25 protein-coding genes are annotated in these 21562 nt (G+C 52.6%); 9 read left to right on the forward strand and 16 right to left on the reverse strand.

Features of this window, described 5'->3' with window-relative positions; genetic code table 11:
• Positions 1-76 precede the first annotated feature (76 nt).
• From P8S54_RS06185 to P8S54_RS06200, 4 genes are read left to right on the forward strand one after another with little or no spacing between them, the layout of a single operon-like run.
• Positions 77-736: a CoA pyrophosphatase gene (locus tag P8S54_RS06185; protein WP_281444069.1), complete on the forward strand. Its 660-nt coding sequence runs from the start codon at positions 77-79 to the stop codon at positions 734-736.
• On the forward strand, positions 733-1401 hold the full coding sequence (locus P8S54_RS06190) for a 2OG-Fe(II) oxygenase (protein WP_281443667.1): 669 nt from the start codon (positions 733-735) through the stop codon (positions 1399-1401). The genes P8S54_RS06185 and P8S54_RS06190 overlap by 4 nt, the downstream gene beginning before the upstream one ends.
• Complete coding sequence (locus P8S54_RS06195; RefSeq protein WP_281443668.1) at positions 1402-2958, forward strand: ATP-binding protein; 1557 nt, start codon at positions 1402-1404, stop codon at positions 2956-2958. It begins immediately after the preceding gene.
• Between the two features lie 43 nt (positions 2959-3001).
• Positions 3002-3679: a response regulator gene (locus tag P8S54_RS06200; RefSeq protein ID WP_281443669.1), complete on the forward strand. Its 678-nt coding sequence runs from the start codon at positions 3002-3004 to the stop codon at positions 3677-3679.
• A gap of 1 nt (position 3680) precedes the next feature.
• On the opposite strand, the gene P8S54_RS06205 is transcribed toward P8S54_RS06200, so the two are convergent.
• On the reverse strand, positions 3681-4649 hold the full coding sequence (locus tag P8S54_RS06205; RefSeq protein WP_281444070.1) for a L,D-transpeptidase family protein: 969 nt from the start codon (positions 4647-4649) through the stop codon (positions 3681-3683).
• Positions 4650-5279: 630 nt separating this feature from the next.
• On the opposite strand from P8S54_RS06205, the gene P8S54_RS06210 reads away from it, so the two are divergent.
• A complete protein-coding gene (locus P8S54_RS06210; protein ID WP_281443670.1) occupies positions 5280-5708 on the forward strand; it encodes a PRC-barrel domain-containing protein in 429 nt (142 codons plus the stop codon).
• A 135-nt stretch (positions 5709-5843) separates the two neighbouring features.
• Here the strand turns inward: P8S54_RS06210 and P8S54_RS06215 are convergent, their stop codons facing one another.
• The 3 genes from P8S54_RS06215 to P8S54_RS06225 all read right to left on the reverse strand — a co-directional run bounded on the left by P8S54_RS06215 (position 5844) and on the right by P8S54_RS06225 (position 8015).
• Positions 5844-6269, reverse strand: a complete 426-nt coding sequence (locus P8S54_RS06215; RefSeq protein ID WP_281443671.1) for an OsmC family protein — start codon at positions 6267-6269, stop codon at positions 5844-5846.
• Between the two features lie 108 nt (positions 6270-6377).
• Positions 6378-7223 carry a flagellar motor protein MotB gene (locus P8S54_RS06220; protein WP_281443672.1) on the reverse strand — a complete coding sequence of 282 codons (846 nt, stop codon included), beginning with the start codon at positions 7221-7223 and terminating at the stop codon, positions 6378-6380.
• Between the two features lie 3 nt (positions 7224-7226).
• Positions 7227-8015: a MotA/TolQ/ExbB proton channel family protein gene (locus tag P8S54_RS06225; RefSeq protein WP_281443673.1), complete on the reverse strand. Its 789-nt coding sequence runs from the start codon at positions 8013-8015 to the stop codon at positions 7227-7229.
• 239 nt (positions 8016-8254) lie between these two features.
• Between P8S54_RS06225 and P8S54_RS06230 the strand changes: the two genes are divergently transcribed.
• Positions 8255-9160 (forward strand): DMT family transporter, encoded by a 906-nt coding sequence (locus P8S54_RS06230; protein ID WP_281443674.1) that lies wholly within the window; start codon positions 8255-8257, stop codon positions 9158-9160.
• Here P8S54_RS06230 and P8S54_RS06235 read toward each other — a convergent pair.
• The 6 genes from P8S54_RS06235 to P8S54_RS06260 all read right to left on the reverse strand — a co-directional run bounded on the left by P8S54_RS06235 (position 9114) and on the right by P8S54_RS06260 (position 14757).
• Complete coding sequence (locus tag P8S54_RS06235; RefSeq protein ID WP_281443675.1) at positions 9114-9962, reverse strand: MOSC N-terminal beta barrel domain-containing protein; 849 nt, start codon at positions 9960-9962, stop codon at positions 9114-9116. The two genes, P8S54_RS06230 and P8S54_RS06235, sit on opposite strands and share 47 nt — an antisense overlap.
• Positions 9963-10041: 79 nt before the next feature.
• Positions 10042-11037 carry a gluconate operon transcriptional repressor GntR gene (gene gntR, locus P8S54_RS06240; RefSeq protein WP_281443676.1) on the reverse strand — a complete coding sequence of 332 codons (996 nt, stop codon included), beginning with the start codon at positions 11035-11037 and terminating at the stop codon, positions 10042-10044.
• 128 nt (positions 11038-11165) lie between these two features.
• Positions 11166-11690: a gluconokinase gene (locus tag P8S54_RS06245; RefSeq protein WP_281443677.1), complete on the reverse strand. Its 525-nt coding sequence runs from the start codon at positions 11688-11690 to the stop codon at positions 11166-11168.
• 12 nt (positions 11691-11702) lie between these two features.
• Positions 11703-12983, reverse strand: coding sequence for a TRAP transporter large permease (locus P8S54_RS06250; RefSeq protein ID WP_281443678.1), 1281 nt, complete (start codon positions 12981-12983; stop codon positions 11703-11705).
• Positions 12984-12985: 2 nt separating this feature from the next.
• Positions 12986-13612: a TRAP transporter small permease gene (locus P8S54_RS06255; protein ID WP_281443679.1), complete on the reverse strand. Its 627-nt coding sequence runs from the start codon at positions 13610-13612 to the stop codon at positions 12986-12988.
• Between the two features lie 71 nt (positions 13613-13683).
• Positions 13684-14757 carry a TRAP transporter substrate-binding protein gene (locus tag P8S54_RS06260; protein WP_281443680.1) on the reverse strand — a complete coding sequence of 358 codons (1074 nt, stop codon included), beginning with the start codon at positions 14755-14757 and terminating at the stop codon, positions 13684-13686.
• A gap of 246 nt (positions 14758-15003) precedes the next feature.
• Between P8S54_RS06260 and P8S54_RS06265 the strand changes: the two genes are divergently transcribed.
• Positions 15004-15453, forward strand: coding sequence for a MarR family transcriptional regulator (locus P8S54_RS06265; protein ID WP_281443681.1), 450 nt, complete (start codon positions 15004-15006; stop codon positions 15451-15453).
• A 128-nt stretch (positions 15454-15581) separates the two neighbouring features.
• Positions 15582-16007 (forward strand): organic hydroperoxide resistance protein, encoded by a 426-nt coding sequence (locus P8S54_RS06270; RefSeq protein ID WP_281443682.1) that lies wholly within the window; start codon positions 15582-15584, stop codon positions 16005-16007.
• On the opposite strand, the gene P8S54_RS06275 is transcribed toward P8S54_RS06270, so the two are convergent.
• Positions 16004-16699, reverse strand: a complete 696-nt coding sequence (locus P8S54_RS06275) for an aspartate/glutamate racemase family protein (RefSeq protein ID WP_281443683.1) — start codon at positions 16697-16699, stop codon at positions 16004-16006. The genes P8S54_RS06270 and P8S54_RS06275 overlap by 4 nt on opposite strands.
• 155 nt (positions 16700-16854) lie before the next feature.
• Here P8S54_RS06275 and yghU point away from each other — a divergent pair, with 155 nt between their 5' ends.
• Entirely contained in the window at positions 16855-17715 is an 861-nt protein-coding gene (gene yghU, locus P8S54_RS06280; RefSeq protein WP_281443684.1) for a glutathione-dependent disulfide-bond oxidoreductase, read from the forward strand.
• 197 nt (positions 17716-17912) lie between these two features.
• Here the strand turns inward: yghU and P8S54_RS06285 are convergent, their stop codons facing one another.
• The 5 genes from P8S54_RS06285 to P8S54_RS06305 all read right to left on the reverse strand — a co-directional run bounded on the left by P8S54_RS06285 (position 17913) and on the right by P8S54_RS06305 (position 21547).
• Positions 17913-18239, reverse strand: coding sequence for a hypothetical protein (locus P8S54_RS06285; RefSeq protein ID WP_281443685.1), 327 nt, complete (start codon positions 18237-18239; stop codon positions 17913-17915).
• 155 nt (positions 18240-18394) lie between these two features.
• Positions 18395-18934 carry a YaeQ family protein gene (locus P8S54_RS06290; protein WP_281443686.1) on the reverse strand — a complete coding sequence of 180 codons (540 nt, stop codon included), beginning with the start codon at positions 18932-18934 and terminating at the stop codon, positions 18395-18397.
• 78 nt (positions 18935-19012) lie between these two features.
• Positions 19013-19708 (reverse strand): glutathione S-transferase family protein, encoded by a 696-nt coding sequence (locus P8S54_RS06295; protein WP_281443687.1) that lies wholly within the window; start codon positions 19706-19708, stop codon positions 19013-19015.
• Positions 19709-19814: 106 nt separating this feature from the next.
• Positions 19815-20588 (reverse strand): enoyl-CoA hydratase-related protein, encoded by a 774-nt coding sequence (locus P8S54_RS06300; protein WP_281443688.1) that lies wholly within the window; start codon positions 20586-20588, stop codon positions 19815-19817.
• Positions 20589-20698: 110 nt separating this feature from the next.
• Entirely contained in the window at positions 20699-21547 is an 849-nt protein-coding gene (locus P8S54_RS06305; RefSeq protein ID WP_009101063.1) for a 3-hydroxybutyryl-CoA dehydrogenase, read from the reverse strand.
• Positions 21548-21562 lie beyond the last annotated feature (15 nt).

Here is a 21562-nt window from a genome sequence, read left to right on the forward strand (position 1 = left end):
TGTGGGAATAGGCGTCAACATGCTTGACGTTGATCACCGCGGCTGGGTAAAAGGGAACAAAGTAAATGGAACCCCTATGTTAGAGACTCTACGCAAACAGCTGCAACAGCATACGCCTCAACGGTTAGACCACGTTACGCTACCAGAGGCGGCTGTATTACTGCCTATTGTTGAGCGTCCAGCCCCAACGCTACTCTTTACCCGCCGGGCAAGCCACCTAAACACCCACAGCGGCCAAGTGGCATTTCCGGGTGGCAAACGCGAAGCGGGCGATACCGACCTTTACGCCACTGCCCTACGGGAGGCCATGGAAGAGATTGCGTTAGCGCCAGGGCTGGTGCAACCCCTGGGGCGCCTATCAGACGTTATTTCGCTCCACGGCATTCGCGTGACGCCCTGGGTGGGCATTATTCCACCGGACTTGCCCTTGGTGGCTGACCCGTCCGAGTTAGACGCTATTTTTGAAGTACCGCTAAGCCACTTTCTAGATGATAAGCGTACCCATACCGACGTCATTACGGTAGATGGCATTACCCACTATGTGCCCAGCTACCATGTTGATGGTCATGTGATTTGGGGGCTTTCAGCAATGATGCTGGTGGAGCTATTGGCCGAGGGATTTGGTATGTCCATTAATCTCCACCAGCGCCCCGTCGGCGCGTTACGACACTTTCCTGAAAGAAGAAGCCGCCCGCACACGTCAGCCCGCCACCCTGGCATGAGAAACCCAAAATGATCGCATCTGACCTGCAAACCCCGCCCGTTTTTGCACCTGCGGCACACAATGCCTTAGTCGAAGCACTGGTCGAACAAGGCTGGTACGTCGGTACTAAGGTCATTGACTCAGCGCTTTGCCAAGCCTTGTATCGCGAGCTGCTGCACATGGCCGAGCACGACGCGCTTAATGAAGCAGGCATTGGTCGTGGCCAGCACCACCACCTTCGTAAGGATGTCCGGGGCGATGCCATTCATTGGCTAGATCGTGAAAGTGAAGCTCAGCGCCTCTACCTTAACGCCATGGGAGAGCTGCAGCAGTCGCTCAATCAGGCGCTGTTTCTCGGCTTATTTGAGTATGAAGCGCACTTTGCCCACTATCCGCCTGGCGCATTTTATCAGCGCCATTTGGATAGTTTTAAGGGACGCGCTAACCGTGTCATTTCTACCGTCGGCTACTTAAACCCTGACTGGCCCAGCGATGGCGGCGGCGAAATGGTCATTTACCACCCTGACGATCCCACTCAAGAGGTGGCGCGTGTGGTACCTGAGGCGGGTACCTTCGCCTGCTTTTTATCCGAATCTATACCCCATGAAGTGCTGCCCACCCAGCAACCCCGTGCCAGCATCGCGGGCTGGTTCAGGCGTAACGCCTCGCTGGGTGGCGTGCTTGACCCGGCACATTAAATGATGCACCAGACTAATAAAGACGAGGCCGCGCTGCACAGTAAAATTGCAGCACTAGAAGCACGCAATGCGGCGTTGGAAGAGGAGAAGTGCCACTACCAGTGGCTAGCAGAGAGTACCACCGACCTGATCTCTCGCCATGCCCGTGATGGCACGTTCCTATACGCTTCCCAAGCGGCGCGGGATTTATTAGGTTATGAGCCCGACGAGCTTATCGGCGTTTCTGCATACCAACTTTTCCACCCTGCCGATTTAGACGACCTGCTTAGCAAATCTCCCCAGGTGTACTACCACGACGGTTTTTATCAGCAGACGTACCGGTTTCGCGCCAAGGCGGGCCACTACGTCTGGTTTGAAACCACCAGCCGCACCCGCCGCGATAGCGTTACGGGTGAATTGATCGATATTTTATGTGTATCACGGGATGTTGGACGACGAATTCATGCTGAGGCCACGCGGGAACGCTTAGCCCAGGTGGTAGAATCCACCACCGACTACGTGCTGTTTTTAGGCCCCAACCAGCACATCTTTGGTGCCAATGAAGCCGCCCGCCGCTGTTTTACGCTACCTAAAGACGCTATGCAGGTCGCACTCCAGCAGCTTTATCAGGCGGACTCTCTTGCGTTACTTAAAGAGGTCGTTTTCCCCGCAGTGGAACGCTACGGCTCTTGGAGCGGCGAACTAGAAATGCGGGGTGCAAGCAACTCTGTTCCCGTATTAAGCGTGGTGCTTGCCCACCGTAGCCGAGGAGCAGAGCCCGGGCACTTTGCGCTTATCAACCGCGACATTAGCGTTCGCAAGGCCGCCGAAGCCCAAGCCCGGCGCCATCAGGAGCAAATTGCTCACGCTAACCGTTTAGCAGCGGCTGGAGAGCTGGCCTCCAACATTGCCCACGAAATAAACCAGCCCCTTGGCGCCATTGCTAATTACACTAGCGGAGCGCTTTTTAAGTGCCAGCAAACCCCTGAACTGCCTGCTAAAGAATTACTGCTCCCGTTGTCGCGTATTGATGAGCAGGTGCAGCGTCTCGCACAGCGGCTTCGTCACATGCGCAGTTTTGTGCGTAAGCGCAGCCATCGCGTTCGCCCCATCGTCCTTGAGGATGTGGTAATAGCTGCCTGCCAGCTATGTGATTGGCAATACCAGCAGGGGGCGATAAAGCTGTCCCCATGCCTCCCCCCTGAGCTACCGCGCATTTACGCTGACCCCATTGCCCTGGAGCAAGTCATCGTTAACTTACTACTCAATGCGCTGACGGCTAGCCGCGAACAGCATAGTGCTGAGCACGTGGTTATTCGTGCTTATATGAGCGGCAGTCGTCAGGTTACGCTTAGCGTGGAAGATCAAGGGTCAGGCATCGCACCTGAACATCGCCACGCGATCTTCGATGCTTTTTTCACCACTCGCGATGAGGGGCTAGGCATGGGGTTGGCCATTAGCCGATCATTAATGGAGAGTATGGGGGGCGCACTTGCCTTGCGTTCGGCAGAACCGCTTGGCGGCGCATGCTTTGATGTTACCTTACGCGCCGAGACCCCAGCTCATAATGAACGCTAGGCGTTAGCTGCACCTTAACTTACGTTTGCTTAAGGAAACAACCATGCACCGCCACGATACTAAATCGGCCACATCCACCCCCCCACCGCTTACCTCACCCTCTACGGTTATCGCCGTGGTTGATGATGACCAAGCACTGCGGGACTCCCTGGTATGGCTATTAGAATCCGTGGGGTTAGCGACGTATGCCTTTGCCGACGGCGAGGCGTTTTTAGCCGCTGAGTACTGCGAATTCGGCGCTGTGCTGCTGGATGTACGGATGCCAGGAATGAGCGGTCTTCAGGTTCAGCAGCAACTGGTAGACCATCACGCCGCCCTGCCGGTGATTATGATGACAGGGCACGGCGATGTACCCATGGCAGTCGCTGCACTGAAGAATGGTGCTTTTGACTTTATCGAAAAGCCCTTTAACCATCAGCAGCTGATTGATGTTGTGCAGCAGGCTCTGGGCAGCGCTTATGCGCAGCGTCGTGTTTTTCAGCAGCAGCGTTTATTACAGGCACGCTATCAGTCACTGCGCCCCAAAGAGCAGCGTATCGTTGCCCATGTAGCAGAAGGAATGACCAGCAAAGAAATTGCTGAACACATGCAGATTAGCGGCAAAACCGTTGAGGTGTATCGGCTTCGCGCCATGAAAGCAATGGGTGCCGCTAACTTGGCAGAACTAGTGCGTCAGGCGGTGGCGCTGGAACTCGTTCCAGCACTCACAGCTGACGAATAACTTAACTTAGCGGTACGATCTGGCCATTGGCATTTTCTAATATCTCTCGCACCTGTTCGTAGTTGATAACGTGCGCACCATCACCTTTATGCTCTTCAATTAAGCTGACAACGTTGAGCAACGTTTCCATACCAAACGCTTGCTCATCGGTGGCGGTAAACGCCTGCACGTAAGCTTCCCCAGCAGCGCCCCAGCCCACCTTAACGGGTGCATCGATGATATTAACCTCTGTGCCCACGGGCACACGCCAGAACACCGACTCAATGTCTTCTGAGTGCATACGGATACAGCCACGGCTGGCACGCATGCCAATACCATCTGGCTGGTTAGTGCCATGGATGAGGTAACCAGGGATATCTAACAAAATGGCGTATTGGCCAAGTGGGTTATCTGGGCCTGGCGGCACAACCGCTGGCGGCGGATCGCCCCGCTCGGCGGCCTCACGTCGAATTGAGGCCGGTGGATACCAGGCCGGGTTTTCAAGGCGCATGGTGGTTTTAGTGATTCCTAACGGCGTATTGTATGCATCGCGACCGATCCCAATAGGATAGGTCTCCACCCGCGGTGTCTCGCCATTACTTACCTCTGGGTAATAGTACAGTCGCAGCTCGGCTACGTTAATCACAATACCGGTACGCGGCTCATCCGGCAGGATAAACTGGCCAGGTATCGTGACTTCAGTACCTTCACCGGGCACCCAGATGCTTACATCCGGATTGGCCATGCGAATTTCTTCGTAGCCCACATTATGCAACCGAGCAATATCCAGCAGGGTATCCTCACTGCCAGCCGTCACCGTGTACACCTCTCCGACCATATTGCCCTCTTCAGGCAAAGCAAAATGGCCCTTCGGTGACTCCTTCTCATTAGCACCAGCGGTGCTTGCTAACAGCCAAGCACCCAGCGCAAGGCTAGTAATCGTTAACTGCTTAATGCACTGCAAGGGCTGATAGCGCGCCATCGTCGTCATGGGTTCTCCTTTTTTATAGGCCTTGGGCATTGCCAACTGGGCCATTTGGCTATGAATATGCCCATTGCCTTGAGCTAGGTCAATTCGGCACACTGTCGCAGCCATGCCCCATGGCGACTCATCACGGCTATTCATCACTCCTATCTATCACTACTGTCCTACCATTACTGTCTATCACCGCGATCCATCACCTCATGCACTCGTGAGCCACGCACCTAAGTCCTGCGCCACTTCTATATTCATTCTTCTGTTTCTCTACTCCTTGTTAACGTGAGTATTACTAACAGTGGGAATTCAAAAATGCTTATAAATCATGCGGGCTTATTAGCAATAATAAAAAATATTGATTTTATCTTTGCAAAAGTGAGTACAGCGTCTACCTTGATAAGTGTCTCAGCGCAGTGAAGCGCTGGGCAGGGTACGCTACCCCCCGTAGTTTACACCCGTTGATTTAACGAACTAGCCTACTTGGCTATTAGGAGTAATAGCGATCTAGTTTGCGTAAGTAGAAACTGCGCAATGGGTATTTTAGGAGAAATACTAATACCTACTTACTAGCACCGTTATTAATTTGTTTAGACATTGACGTCTTTTCGTTATGTCTTATTGCAAGCGCAAGGAGCAAGAGCAATGAAAATGATCAAACCCGCTTTTCTAGGCACTCTGATGGTACCGGCATTTATGTTTGCAGCAACAGCTGTAAATGCCAACGAGCACACAGAGACGGCAACCACGACGATGGAAGCCACTTACCTTACCAGCCAGCCTGAAGGCACCTTCCACGCTGATTCGCTGATGGGTAATGATGTTAAAAGCTCCGTGGAAGATGACGAAGATATCGGCACCATCTCTGACCTGATTATCAATGAAGATGGACAAATTCAAGCAGTCGTTGTGGGTGTTGGCGGCTTCCTCGGTATGGGCGAAAAAGACATCGCCATCGAATGGGATTCGCTTGAACTTACTAAAGATCATGATGATGAAGAATATGTCATCCGTGTAAATGCTTCACAAGATGCTCTTGAAGAAGCAGAAGAGTATGAGCGCGATAACGACTAACAACTAGTTAGACTCTAAAAGGCCTTGGCATTGCCAAGGCCTTTTTTATGGTTATTTATTAATTTCTATTAAAAAAAATGGCGCCACATAATTAACATGGCGCCATAACTTAAGTTATAAAAACGAAAAAAAACATTAATTTTTAAGCTTGGCTTCCATTGTAATTTCTGCATTCAGAACTTTAGAAACGGGGCAATTGTCTTTAGCCATTTCTGCCGCTTCTTTAAATGCAGCTTCATCAGCACCACTGATGGAAGCTTCTACCTCTAAGTGAATCTTAGAGATATCAAAGCCATCTGTACTTTGAGAAAGCGTCACCCTAGCGTTGGTATCAATTGTTTCTGCGGTGTAGCCTTTTTCGCCCAAAATCATAGAAAGCGCCATTGAAAAACAACTGGCATGGGCCGCGCCAATCAGCTCTTCTGGATTGGTGCCTGGCTCGTCTTCAAAGCGCTTTTTAAAAGAGTAGTTAGTGGCTTCCAAAACGCCACTTTCGGTGGATACGGTGCCTTGACCATCCTTCAAGCCACCTTCCCAATGTGCACTAGCTTTACGATCCATCCTGTTCTCCTTTCCTGTGGTGTTTCGCTAATTGCATGAGTAGGCACACACTGCGCCCACTAGCTCCTTCAGCGTAGCCGATTCTATCAACTATGCCGAATTAACCCACTAACTGCCGGACGTCTCTTCGATACTGCTTTGCAATGCACGTACAGAGTGCTCTCCCCGCTCTTCAAAAGGATCACTAAGATCTATCACCATTTCTACACGGCGATTTACCCCTCGCCCTTCAGGAGTTGAATTGGAAGCTAATGGTCTGGTATCCGCAAAACCTTGAATCACCAGTTGCTCAGGCAGTAATTCTTCTGTGGCAACAAGCACATTGGCCACCGATGCGGCACGCATAGCGGAAAGATCCCAATTGCTGCGGAAACGGGAGGTGCGGATGGGCACGTTATCCGTATGCCCGTGAACAGACACTGAGCCATCTACGGAAGCTAGCACAGACGCTAAATCAACAAGCAAATTAACAAAATCAGACGTTACATCAGCATTACCTGAGCCAAACGTGCCCTGCTCCGCCACTCGTATCACCACACGGAACTGGTCAACCTCAATTTCTGTCACGCCTTCTAGCGACGACTCTTGTAATAGCGCCTCAAGTGCGCTTGCTACTTGCAAGGTGCGCTGCTGTCGCTGTGATTCCAAAAGGCTACGCATCGTTTCGAGCTGGGGTTGCTGAAGCGTTGTGCGTTGACGAACCTCGTCAACAAAGGTGCGGTCTGGCGTAGCGGGGGAGAAATTTTGTAATACCGCACTGGTTCCCATGGGTATTTGCGTGGCTTCTACATCACGCTGTACGCCAAACGCTTTTGACAGCTCATCTGCCACTCGGCGAAATTTTTCAGCGTCAATCTCTGCAAATGACAATAAAAGTACAAAAAAGCACAGCAGCAGTGTCATTAAATCTGCATAGGTCACCATCCATGCTGGTATGTTGCTCTTCTTAGCCATCGCTTACGTTCGCTCGCCTGCAGGAGTTTTTTCGTCAGCATTTGATGCACCGCGGCGCTCGGGAGGTAAATAAAGCGTCAGCATTTGCTCAAGGACGCGTGGATTTTTGTCACCTTTTATTGCCAGGAGCGCATCAATCCACAGCTGCTGCATTTTGGCTTCTTGGTTCATACGCACCCAAAGTTTTTCAGCGATTGGGTTGGCGATCATAGTGGCAATCATTGCACCATAGAGCGTGGTCAATAGAGCAACCGCCATCGCGGGGCCAATCAAGGAGGGGTCACCCATATTAGAGAGCATCTGTACCAAGCCCACCAACGTACCAATCATGCCCATCGCAGGAGAAACTTCTCCCAACGCAGAAAAAACGCGGCCGCCCGCCTCGTTACGCTCTAAGGTCAATAAGCGCTCTTTTTCCATCATCTCTTTGATCATGTCGGCACTGAAGCCGTCGGCGAGCATTTGCAAACCTTTTGCAAGAAAGGGTGAATTTACTTCTTTGTTTTCTAAGGCAATCATGCCTTCTCGGCGAGCAACTTTAGACAACTCTACTAGCTCTTCAATGCTCTCCTGAACGTTGGGCAACTGAAATTTAAAAGCCCTCGCCGCCGCTTTAAAAGCAAATTTAAATTGCGTGATACTGAATTTTGCCAGTACGACAAATAAGCTTCCCCCGACAACTAGCAGCAGCCCGGTCGGGTTCATAAACACTTCGGGTGACGTGCCTAGTATTACAGCGGCGCCCACCAGAACAGCTGCCCCCACCAAACCAATCAGCGTTGCGAGATCCACGGCCTTTCCTCAAAATTGTAAAAAGTGCGTAAGCACCGTTTAGCGAGACAGTAGAGACTAGTTACATTACGGTCAACGCTAAAACAGTAACGATACACAGGTTGACATTATTGCACGAAGTCAATCTAAGGAAACTGTTGATAAGACGCGCGATCTGTTCGCTTTCAGATACTTTGTCTCTACACTTTTGAGTACCATAACAATCACTATAAATAATGTCATCGACGTAAGGACACGCCATGTCAACGGCTGATGCGATGCGCCTGCTGCTGCTCTCTTCTTTGTGGGGGCTTTCGTTTATTTTTATGCGGGTAGCAGTGCCAGAATTTGGGCCAGTGCCGCTTGTGTTGCTGCGTATGGGGGTTGGAGCGCTGTTGCTAGTGCCGCTGCTAATGAGCCTGAAGTACCTGCGGCTGATTTGGCAGCATAAGGGGCCGCTACTGCTGCTGGGTATTATCAACCATGTGCTGCCTTTTTCACTGCTGGCCCTAGCGACCACACGCCTTGAAGCAGGCTTTACCTCTCTTCTTAACGCCACGACTCCGATTTTTACCGCGCTGTTAGGTGCCGCTTTTTTTGCAACCCCCGTGCAGCGCCAGCAATACCTTGGGTTAGCCCTGGCCCTGCTGGGGGTGTATGTGCTTTCCGCTAACCGACTAGATTTTGCACTGGGTGGCGATGGCTGGTTTATTGTCGCGGTGTTAGGGGCGACTTTTTGTTACGGCATTGCTAGTAACTATTCAAAGACCCGCCTGGGGCATCTGCCCAGTCGCGTACTTGCAGCGGGCAGCAGCGCGATGTCTGCCTTAGTTCTGCTAATACCCGGCCTGCTGTTATGGCCAAGCGAGCCAGTGGGCCCCCTTGCGTGGGGCAATGCGCTGGCGTTAGCGGCCCTCAGTACTACGCTGGCATTCCTACTGTATTTTGGTTTACTCGCCAGCGCAGGCGCTACGGCCACATCAACCGTCACTTTTTTAGTACCGGTCAGCGCGCTAATGTGGGGCTATTTACTATTGGATGAAACGCTAAGCCTTCAGGTAGTGGTGGGTATGGTAATTACCTTACTGGGCACAGCGATTGCCACCCGGTTATTACGGTTTAAGCATCGCGGTGCGTTGGCACCACCTCATCCCCGACACAAATGACGCTACCTTGCCCAGCGGTTAAGGTAGCATTCTGACCAAAGTAGGCGCCTTTAAGATGAGGCTGAGTGTTGAGCGCAAGCAGCGTTTTCAAAGGCTCGCCCGGTGCGGGTATCGCCGCCGTTTGCTGGTCAACGGTGGTGATTTTGCAGCGTTGGCAAGGTTTGCGTAACGTTAGCTCATAACCGCCCTGCTCTGCGGACAGCGTTGCCCACTGGTCTTCAGCCCAAGCATCTGCACACTCAATAACGATATTGGGACGAAAGCGGTTCATCGGTATGGGGGCCTGCCCATCGGCAATGAGCGCTTGATTTAGCGCGTCTAAAGAAGCGGTAGTGGTTATAAGAAAGGGGTAACCATCAGCAAAATAGGTGTGGGCTTCTCCGCCTGCTAAAAAATCCGCCTCAACCGCACGCGTAAACTCAGCTGCAAATCGCACCATACTGATGCCTCGTGCCTGCTCGCCCAAAGCTGACTCAAGCCAACGGGACACCTCGTCACCTTCAGGCAGCGCTTTACAGTGATCTTCCCATACCTTAACTAAGCGAAGATTACCCTTGGGGTCTGATAGGGAAATGGCAATTGGGTCCACACTGGGATGGGAGAGCACCAGCGCTTCAGACGTGAGCGCGACCGAAATGGTGGCAAGCGCAGGTAACTGGCGCTGGGTAACAAAACGCTGCTGGGCATCCACTAGCATCCAACGCCGATCCCAAGCCAAGCCATGGGCATAAATATCACTTTGAGTAACGTCGATCCCCTTAAGCGATTTAACCGGATAGACGCTGAGTTGGGTAATTTTCATGAGAATCTCGCACTCGATATGGCAGCTCTTTAATTAAGAGCCTATCGAGTTTGCCAGCTCGCCGCTAGCGACCCTGAGACTAAAGCGTGTTACCCGCTTCAATCCGATACCCCAAATCCATCACGTGGTGCTCAAGTGATTCGCCGCGAATGCGCGACAACAGCGTTTTCGCGGCGGCTTCACCAATGGCTTGCCGAGGCGTAATGACGCTGGCAAGGCGCGGCGTCATCGCTTGGCCAACATCGTGACCATGAAACCCAGCAATCGCCATCTGTTGAGGCACCTTGACGCCATGGCGTAAACATTCGAAGTAAGCCCCTACCGCCACGTCGTCGTTTGTGCAAAAAACACCATCGGCATTGGGGTAATTTCGTTGAATTTCCTGCATCAATGCCGCCCCTACACTATAGGAAGAGCGTTGGCTGCTTTGCAGCGTTACCGGTGTTAACCCCTGCTCTTCCATCGCCTGGCGATAGCCTAGCTCCCGCTGACGTGTGCGCTCATCCAGGCGCACGGCAAGATAAATTACCTGACGCCTGCCACGGCGGATCATCTCACTCACCATATCGTAAGCAGCCTGGACGTTATCGTAGCCCACTGCCTGCTGCAGTGGCGGGCGGCGGGTGTCCATTATTTCGACAATAGGGATGCCTGCTGTCTCCAACATCTTCAGGCTACGTGGCGTGTGGTCACGATCTGACAAGATAACGCCGTCCACATTATAAGAGAGCAGCGAAGCCAAGCTGCGCTCTTCAAGCTCGGGGCTGTAACCATAGTGAGAGAGCATCAAGTGATAGCCGGCGGGCTCGGTGTACGCTTCGATGCCGACTATCACATCCGCAAATACTTGGTTGGTTAACGACGGCACCAGCACGCCGATAGAGTGGCTGGTCGCACGCGAAAGCAGGTCTGGCGCCCGATTGGGTATGTAGCCAAGCTGTTCGGCAACGCTAAAAATACGTTCGCGAAGCCCTTCCGATACCGTATCAGGATCCCGCAAGCAGCGACTGACGGTCATTTTAGTCGCGTCAACGCGGTCAGCTATATCTTGTAATGTCGGGCGTTTTTTCTTCAATGGCGTCACTGCCTGTTTTTTTGAATACTTTGGTCTTGAATGCTTTGGTCTGAAATACTTAGCTCTTGAATACGCGGGGGCCATACCATAGCGAATAATAAGGCCCGCCGCCTATCCCATCCTTTAGCCTAATGGGCACGCGATGTGGGCGTTAACGCTGCCTTAAAACATGCGACAATCTCACGAGGAGATTTTGCAATCGATATCGTCACCGCCTCCTCACTGCTTGGCGGCTCTAAATCGGCAAGCTGACTTGCCAACATGCTGTCGCCTTTAAAGAAGTGTCCTGCCCTGGTTTCCAACCGCTCACGCAGTAGCGCGTGGCTTCCCTCTAGATATAAAACACGCAGTGCAGAATCACCTTCACGTAGGCGTTCACGATAGCGTTTTTTAAGGCCGGAACAGGCGATAACAACAGATGCATTACGCGCCTTGTGGGCCGCGAACAAGTCAGCAAGCGTTGCCAGCCAGTCACGACGATCATCGTCATTGAGCGGCGTACCGCTAGCCATTTTCGCCACATTCGCCGGTGAATGATGGTCATCACCGTCAATAAACGTGGCTCCCAGCGCTGCCGCTAACTGCTGCCCAACATGGGATTTACCTGACCCAGAAACGCCCATGACAAGAATACGATGTGATGGCTTATCCACTCGATGCTCCTATCAATTGCCGCGCACGGCGGTGAGATCAGGCAGCCAGGTTACGATGCCAGGAAACGCAATCAGCACCACCAGAACAACGATCAAGGCGGCGTAATAAGGCAGCATGGCTTTTACCAGGGATTCCATTGAGACCTTGCCGACGCCACACCCCACGTACAGGCAAGTGCCAACCGGTGGGGTTAACAGCCCAATCCCTAAAATAAAGGCCATTAGAACGCCAAAGTAAGCAGCATCGACGCCGACGGATGTCACGATTGGCGCGAGCATGGGCGCCATAATCACCATGGCTGGCGTTAAGTCCATAACGAAGCCCACCAACAGTAGTAGACCCGCCACAATCAGCAGCAGCAAAAGCGGCTCTTGGGTAATGGCCTGCACTTGGCGCACTAACGTTTGTGGCACCATGTTAATGGTTAAAAACCAAGCGATAACGGTGGCAAAGGCCAGCAGCATCATCACCATGCCGGTGAGCCTTGCCGTGCGAATCAGCATACCGACCAACTCACTTAGCTTAAATTCACGGTATACCAACAGAGAAATGGCCAGCGAATAAAGCAACGCGGCAACGGCTGCTTCGGTGGCGGTAAACACGCCACCAATAATGCCACCAATGACGATCACAGGGAGCGCCAGGGCTAGCCAGGCATCTTTAAAGGCTTTCCACAAACGGTCCCAGCGGAATTGGCGAACGCCACCGCCCTGCTTGCCCGCCAGAATATAGGTGGTCACCATTAGCGCGGCACCAATTAACAGGCCCGGAACAAGTCCCGCGATAAACAGACGACTGATCGATGTTTCGGTCACAATGCCATATAAAATAAGCGGTATAGAGGGCGGGATGATAATCCCAATTACCGACGACACGGTGTTAATCGCCGTGGCGTTAGCTGCGGTATACCCTTGCTGCTTCATTGAGGGAATCATCATTGCGCCAGTGGCTGCAGTATCCGCTACCGCCGAGCCGCTGATCCCACCAAAAAACATCGAACCGGCAATGGCTACCTGACCAAGCCCTCCGCGCACAAAGCCAACCAGCGCACCGGCAAGCTCCATTAAGCGCCGAGCAATACCGCCGTTGCTCATTACTTCGCCAACGAGGATAAAAAATGGAATGGCTAGCAGCGGGAAGCTATTCACGCCACGGATCGACTGCTCAATCATAATCGATAGGGGGATATCGGAGAGCACCGCCATCACCAGGGCAGCGACCCCAAGGCCAAACGCAATCGGTAAACCAATCACAATAGATGCCAATAGTATGGCGAGAAAAATCCACAGCATGATTAACGCCCCCCAGGTAAGTCAGTCGATTGGCGATGCGGTTGACGAATAACACCCAGGCTGACCCACATACGCCAGAGCGCAACCGCCGCAATAAAAATGACGCATAGCACCAACGAAAGGCTGACCAAGCTTAACGGCACGCCCATGATGGCAGAGCGACCGCTGGAACGTGTGAGCACTTGATAACCGCCCCAAATCATCACCAGCATCAGCCCGGTAATAATCAGGTGTTGTAAGAAATAGAGCATGTGCGCGACGCGCAATGGTAAGCGCCTTACCAGCGCATCAACCGCAATATGCTCGTAGCGTGCAAAAGCGGCAGCAGCGCCCATAAAAACCAGCCAAATAAACAGCATTCGGGCCAACTCATCGGCCCAAGGCAGTGAATGATTAAACACAGAGCGGCCAACGACATTACTGGACACCGCCACAATCAGCGCCACCAAAATAGCGCCAATCAAATATTCCATAGCGAGCGTTAGCCAGCGAAACAACAGCGGCCCCTGTTGCGTCTCGGTATCAAGCTCAAGCAGCTTACGGTTAGGATCGTTCAAATAAACTGACGGATCTTCCAGCACCGGTTCTGCAGCGGTCACCGAATTGGGGGGAGTAGAGGAGGTAGTCATAAGAACTCCAGGGGCACTGACACGTCGGGCAGGCACATGGGCCTGCCCGTTGTCGCGCTATACGTGCAGGATTAGTGACTGCTTTCTTCGACGATTTGCTGAATTTCAGCGATCAGATCTTCACCGATACGCGGCGCCCACTCGTCATAAACAGGCTGTACAGCGTTTTGGAAAGCGGCTAACTGATCATCATCTAAACGGGTGATTTGCATGCCGCGCGCTTCTAACTGGTCACGCGACCAGTCGTCATACTCGGCAGAGAGCTGAATTTCATAGTCAGCCGACTGGCGAGTGGCCTCCATAACGAGCTCTTGGTACTCAGGCGCCATGCGGTTCCAGGTACGCTCGGAAAGCATCATGATAAACGGCGTATACACATGGCGCGTTTCGGTGCCGTAGTCCTGCACTTCGTTAAAGTTAGAGGTCAGGATGGTGCTCCAAGGATTCTCCTGGCCGTCCACAACACCTTGCTCAAGCGCCGAAAATAGCTCGCCAAAGGCCATGGGTGTTGGGTTGGCACCTAACGCTTCCCAAATGGCTAAGTGCACAGGATTTTCCATCGTACGAACGCTGAGTCCGCGAACGTCCAATCCAGCAACATCGTCAGGTGATTCGATGGGCCGTGCACTGTTAGATAGCTGGCGGTAGCCATTTTCTGAGAACGTTAGTGCTTTTAAGCCTGTGCCCTCAAACGCATCCAGCATTCCCTGAGCCACGTCACTCTGCATAACAGCAACCGCGGCTTCGCGGCTCGGCAGTAGGAATGGAAGGTCAAACACTGAAAGCGCTTGCACATAGCCGGTGGTCGCCGAGCTGGAAGGGTAGGTCATGTCCAACGTGCCAGTTTGCAGCATTTCCATCATTTGGACGTCATCACCCAACTGGCTGTTGGGGAAAACATTGACCGTAATACGTCCATCCGTGCGCTGCTCAAGAATTTCGCCGAAGTACTGGCTAGAAAGAAACTGCGGCGACGTTTCAGATAAGCCAATCCCCATACGTAAGGTGTGGCTTCCGTGGTCAGCCACGATCTCGCCTTCAATGGCGGGCGGATCAGAAAGTTCAGGGCTTTGAGCATGTGCCATGCCAAAAGTCAGAGTGGTCGCACCGACCAGAGTAAGCGTGCTGCGCCAAATCGTTTTCATGACGTTATCTCCAGAATAGTTGTTGTTGGTGTGCTATTTATCAAAGGTCTATCGAATCGTATCGGCCATCAGGCTTACGGCTTATGTTTCAATAAATTGTTACCGGTAACATTCGATAGATAAAGGCTAGCCACCGCGACACGGCGTGTCAAAACAAAACGTCTAACTTACGACCAACGTCTAGGGATAGCTACTCGCTGCCCCCCGCGCTACATTACGCGTTATGCATTCTGTCCCGGAGTCGACATGCCAGCGCCAGATCCTTGTACTGAACTAGAGCTAGACCACCAGCTCTGCTTTGCACTCTATTCAACATCGCTGATGATGACCAAAGTTTATAAGCCTCTACTCAAAGAGTTAGGGCTTACTTACCCTCAATACCTTGCCATGCTGGTCCTCTGGCAAGAGGATGGCATTACTGTTGGGACACTAAGCAAGCGTTTACTAACCGACCCAGGCTCATTAACGCCCCTGCTAAAACGGCTTGAAAGCGAACAGCTACTTATTCGTCAGCGTAGCCAGCAAGATGAGCGAGTTGTTGAGCTTTTCTTGACACAAAACGGCCGTTCACTACGTGAGCAGGCGCGCCATATTCCTAGCTGTATCGTCAACGCTAGCGAAAAGTCTGTGGACACATTAACCCAGCTTAAAGAGGATTTAGCCCAGCTGCGGGAAAGCCTACAAAAGCTTCAATGAGCCACTAGACACCGTATTGAGGTGCCTACTTTTTTGGCCAATTTGCTTGCGCGCAAAATAAAGCTGCACTAAATTAAAGCGGCTACATATACCACCCACTTACAACAATCACCTATAGGAAATACGCTATGTCTATCGAAACAATTGCTTACCGCGCCCATGCGAATGCTACTGGCGGCCGCGAAGGCCATGCTAAATCTTCTGATGGCGCGCTGGACGTTCAGCTCAGCACGCCCAAAGAGCTGGGTGGCGCTGGCGGTCAAGGCACCAACCCTGAGCAGCTGTTTGCGGCAGGCTACTCTGCTTGCTTTTTAGGCGCTCTCAAGCACGTGGCAGGTCAGGGAAAAGTTAAGCTCCCTGAAGATACCCAGATCGACGGCAGCGTGGGTATTGGCGCCATTCCTACCGGCTTTGGTATCGAGGTCGAGCTTAAAATCAGCCTGCCCGGTTTAGAGAAGGACGTAGCTCAAACATTGGTCGATAAAGCCCACATCGTCTGCCCTTACTCTAACGCCACGCGCGGCAATATTGATGTCACGCTGACCCTGGTTTAATTACCCAGCGCCCAGGCTACCGCTTTGCTGGCATGCAAAGCGGTAGTATCGTAAAGCGGCACCGATGTATGGCGCTGATCAACAAGCAGTGCTATTTCCGTACAGCCGAGAATAACGGCTTGAGCTCCCCGCCGGTGTAATGAGGCAATAATATCCAAATAGCGCTGCCGAGATGACTCATTAAACTGGCCATGACATAGCTCTTTGAAAATAATGTCATGTACAGCTTGGCGATCGTCATCCTTGGGTGTGAGCACATCAATGGCAAAGCGCCCTTTCAAGCGCGCCTTGTAGAATTCTTGTTCCATGGTAAATCGAGTCCCTAACAAGCCGACCCGCGTGACACCATCTTGCTGACACTTTTCCCCAGTCGCATCGGCAATATGTAGCAATGGGATATGAATAGCGGCTTCAATCTCAGGGGCTACGTTATGCATAGTGTTGGTTGCCAATAGCAGGCCCTCGGCCCCGGCAAGCTCAATTCGTTTTGCCGCCTGAGCAAGTAGCGCTCCTGCCGCCTGCCAATTGCCCTGTCGCTGTAACGCTTCTATTTCAGCGAAGTCCACGCTCACTAACACCATAGGAGCAGAGTGAAAGCCGCCTAACGCGTGATTCACGCCTTCATTGATTGCTTTGTAATAGCTCTGCGTTGACTCCCAGCTCATACCGCCCAGCACGCCGATAACACGCATCGTGTTTCTCCTTGATAGCTAACCACTCGTTAACATGCTAAAAAATATAGACCTTGTACCAGCGCTATACGGCCCCATGAAGACTGAACGACCCAACTTCTTCGGATGAGTTGCTGTACCGCCCTTTTATTCACCTGGTAAAGAGCGAGGAAAATATGAGCGATAACACGACCTATACACCACCCCGGGTATGGAAGTGGGAACCTGGGAACGGTGGTCAGTTTGCCAACATCAATCGTCCTGTGGCGGGTGCCACCCACGATAAGCCGTTGCCGGTCGGCAAGCACCCTCTGCAGCTCTACTCGCTGGCGACCCCAAACGGCGTAAAAGTTACGGTGATGCTCGAAGAGCTGCTAGAAAAAGGTTTTTCAGCGGCTGAGTATGATGCGTACCTGATACAAATTGGTGAAGGCGACCAATTTGGCAGTGGCTTTGTTGAGGTAAACCCTAACTCCAAAATACCAGCGCTTATGGATCACAGCGTTACCCCGCATCAGCGGGTATTTGAGTCAGGGGCAATTCTGCTTTACCTAGCGGAAAAATTTAATGCTTTCTTACCCACTGACCCAGCCAAGCGCACCGAGTGCCTTTCGTGGCTATTTTGGCAGATGGGCAGTGCACCGATGTTAGGCGGCGGCTTTGGTCACTTTTATGCCTACGCACCAGAAAAATACCAATACCCGATTGACCGCTACACCATGGAAGTGAAGCGTCAGCTGGATGTGCTGGATCGGCATTTAGCGGAAAACCGCTTTATGGCGGGTGATGAGTATACGATTGCCGATATGGCGATCTACCCATGGTATGGAGCGCTGGTGAAAAACCGCGTTTACGAAGCCGCTGAGTTTCTTGAGGCCCATACCTACCAGCATGTTATACGCTGGACTGAAGAAATTGACGCGCGCCCTGCCGTTCAACGAGGCCGCATGGTCAACCGTACCTGGGGCGAGCCAGGCGAGCAGCTCCCTGAGCGTCACGATGCCAGTGACTTCGATCAACTGCCGATCAATAGCTAACTGTAAGAGTGGGTATTGCCAAGGATGGCGGTGCTCAATTCTGTGCAAACATACTCTTCGCTTAAGCTAAGCGTAATTTAGCCAGCGGTTAAAACACATATCCATATAAGCCTTCTCCCCGTTCGAGGCTACTCGGTGAATAAACCTTAAACACCGAGTTCATTGAGGATAGGGCTTGGTAGTCCGATGGTGGTTATTTAATCGCTAGCGTGCTCTTCCCACCAATCCGCGTAGGAACTGTTTTGCGGCGCAAAACCGCCCTCATCAGGTGCACCATCTTGCCACCAGACAGGGCCACGCTCGCCAAGTGCCTCTTTGGCCGCCTGCACGCCCTCACGGGCTTGGCGCAGTGCAGTGTCATCGTCTTGCTGTTGAGCACTACGCACCGCTCGCCTGGCTTTCATTAGCGACTTGATATGGGTGCGTTTTTCATCTTCGCTAAGGCGAGGGTCGGTACAGCGCCATAACCGTTTTTTAGCTACAAAATAGCGGCCATCCGGCGTATGTGGGTATTTATTAGCCATACCGCCCTCTCTCGTTTAAGTTAGGCGCCAGTGTGGGTATGTCCTGGGCATCATCTCCCCAGCGATATCGCCAGCTGCGTAGGCGTATAGATTACCCAGTGCTGCGGCAGCGCTTTGCCTGTGGGAAGAAAGTTGCTTACACGCTAACGAAACACCTAGCGGTCGCGCAGTAGCCACTGAGGGGTAATCTCATGCTGGCCATGCTCATCAGTAATAAACAGCGAACCGTCACTAATCATGACGGCCCAGTTAATAGCACGGGGAAGACCTGCTGCAACAGTGGATAAGGCTTCTTGGGGCAGCCCGGCCACATGGACATTTTTCAGTGCCGCCACGGCAGGTAATACTTTGCTTTCCCAAATATCGACCCGCCCGTACGCCAGGAGTGAGACCCGCTCAGCACGGCGCGAACACCAGGTAAGACGCTCCGCATCCGGCAGCCCTACTTCTACCCAGTGCAGCACTCGGCCATCTAGGCTCTTTTCCCACAAGGCAGGCTCGTCTACATCGGAAAGCCCACGCCCAAAGGCTAATGCCTCGCTGTACCAGAGTATGTAAGCAATCAGACGCGCGCACATCCGGTCTTCGGTTTCAGACGGATGGCGGGCGACGGTAAACCGCAGCGTTTCATAAACATTGCGGTCAAGGTCGGTAAGGTTGATATCAACTTTATAGGGGGTAGCACTCAACGCCATTGGGAATATCCATCTAAAATTTGCGCCAGTGTAGCGGATTTATCGAAACGATTTATCGAAACATAGGGTGGCAGAGCGCTACACCGCTCGGTAATCCGCTAATAAGGCAGCGTTTTTTAAGGTTTCCTTTTCATGCATCGGCTCGCGCCACGTTTCGGCTAACGCTGCTTGATACCACGCTTCCATGGCAGGCAATGCGAGTAGGCGCTGGACATAGGCAAGTGATGCTTCACTCAGCGGCAGGTTAAATGTCTGTACTCGAAAGGCGACGGGGGCGTAAAACGCATCGACGGCAGTGAACTGCTCACCTGCCAAAAAGGGGCCACCAAAGCGCTCAAGCCCTTCCTGCCATAGTGTGTCTAAGCGTGCCAGATTGTTGTTTAGCTCGGCTGAAAAATTATTAAGCGTTACGCGAACGCCACAGTTCATCGAACACTCATCCCGCAGCGCTCCAAAACCACTGTGCATCTCGGCACTTGCGCAGCGTGCCCAGGCACGCGCTGCTTTTTCCTGGGGCCATACGTTAGCGTGCGCTTCAGCAAGGTATTCAACGATCGCCAACGAGTCCCATACGGCTACCTCGCTCTCAACATCCACTAGGCAAGGTACTAAGCCTGAGGGTGAAAAACGCGTGAAGGTCGCATAGCTTTCACCAAAACCACCTTCAAAGGGCATCAAATGTTCGTTAAAAGGAATCTCCAACGCCTTCATCAGCACCCAAGGGCGCAGCGACCAAGAGGAGTAGTTCTTATTGGCGATATAAAGATCAAACATAAACGCTCCTTGTAGGTAGTAACGGGCACAGTTTTTGGATTTTGAGCATAAAAGAGGGGTGACGTAGCCGCCACCCCTTCGTTAAGCAAACCTGACAAACTAAGGATTAAAAGTTGGGTTTACGCTTCTCAACAAATGCGCTCATGCCCTCTTTTTGCTCCTCGCCTGCAAAGCAAAGCGCGAACAAGCTGGTTTCCAGCGCCAACGCACTACCGAGGTCTTGATCCAAGCCATCGTGAACAGCTTGCTTAGCGCCCCGTACCGACAGCGGGCCGTTACCTTTAAGCTGCTTGGTGAGCTCTTCCACATAGTTTTCAAGCTCTGCCTGGGGCATCACGCGGTTAACTAGCCCAATACGCAGCGCTTCTTGGGCATCAATTTTGCGCCCCGTGGTAACGAGGTCAATCGCCATGGCGGGGCCAACGCGGCGCGGTAAGCGCTGGGTACCACCAAAGCCAGGAATCACACCAAGCAATACTTCAGGCTGCCCGAAAACAGCATTATCGCTTGCTACTGCCCAGTCGCAGGCCAGCGCCAGTTCGCAGCCGCCGCCAAGGCAAAACCCATTAACGAGCGCGACCACCGGCACGGGTAACGTTTCCAAGCGTTTAATGGTGCGCAGCGCCTGGCTTGCGAACGCACGGGCTTCCTCGGGTGTTTTATCGCGCATTTCCGTGATATCAGCCCCAGCAACAAACGACTTTTCACCGGCGCCGGTAATTAGCACGGCGCGTAAATGGGGATGCGCCTCTAGCTCGACAAGGTGTGACTCCAACGCGCTTAACACCTCGCTATTCAGCGCGTTAAGTGCCTTAGGACGGTTAATCGTCAGGCGCACCACACCGTCGTTATCAATTTTCTCAATGACTGCGTCGCTCATACTGGCTCCTTAATTGTTATTACGCATGAAAGTGAATACCCAACAACCCTAGCGAACGCTTGGTTGGTAGGCAATCACTTCTTTTGTCGAGCCTAGCGGCGTTGACGATGTTATTCGTATATATGGAAGCCTCGGCCACTTTTACGGCCAAGATAGCCCGCATCGACCATGCGCTTTAACAGTGGGCATGGGCGATATTTGGGGTCGCCAAAGCCTTCTTGGAGAACTTCCATAATCGCCAAACAAACGTCTAACCCAATCAAATCGGCCAGCGCCAGTGGCCCCATGGGGTGGGCGGCGCCTAGCTTCATCGCTTCATCAATCGCTTCAGGGGTGGCGGTTCCTTCTTGAACGATAAACGCAGCTTCGTTAATCATCGGCACCAGCAAGCGGTTAACCGCAAAGCCCGGCGCGTCGCCAATCGGCACGGCGGTTTTACCCAACGCTTTGGTGAGCGCCTCAATGCGCGCCACGGTGGCATCAGAGGTCTGCTCGGCACGAATCACTTCCACCAGCTTGAGCACTGGCACCGGGTTAAAAAAGTGCATGCCCACCACCCGCTCCGGGCGCTCGCAAACCGCGGCCAAGCGGGTCAGCGAAAGCGACGACGTGTTGGAAGCTAAGATGGCATCGTGGCTTAAGTGGCTAAGATCACGAAACAGCTTTTCCTTAAGCGCTGGCTGTTCTGGCGCGGCTTCAATAATAATGCTGCAGTCGCTCAGTGCTTCAAGCGCCGTGGTGGTGGAAAGCCTGGCCAGCGCATCACGCTTGTCGGCTTCACTGATTTTTTCTTTAGCGACCAGCTTGCCAAGCCCTTTATCGATGGCGGCTTGAGCACGGGTTAGCTGCTCGTCGGCCACATCGTAAAGGCGCACCGTAAATCCACTGGCCACCACTACCTGGGCAATCCCTTGCCCCATGGTACCGGCGCCTACTACGCCAATGTGTTGTTCGTTCATGGTTGTGTTCCTTTA

It is taken from the genome of Halomonas sp. M1 (assembly GCF_029581375.1).
Taxonomy (GTDB): Bacteria; Pseudomonadota; Gammaproteobacteria; order Pseudomonadales; family Halomonadaceae; genus Vreelandella.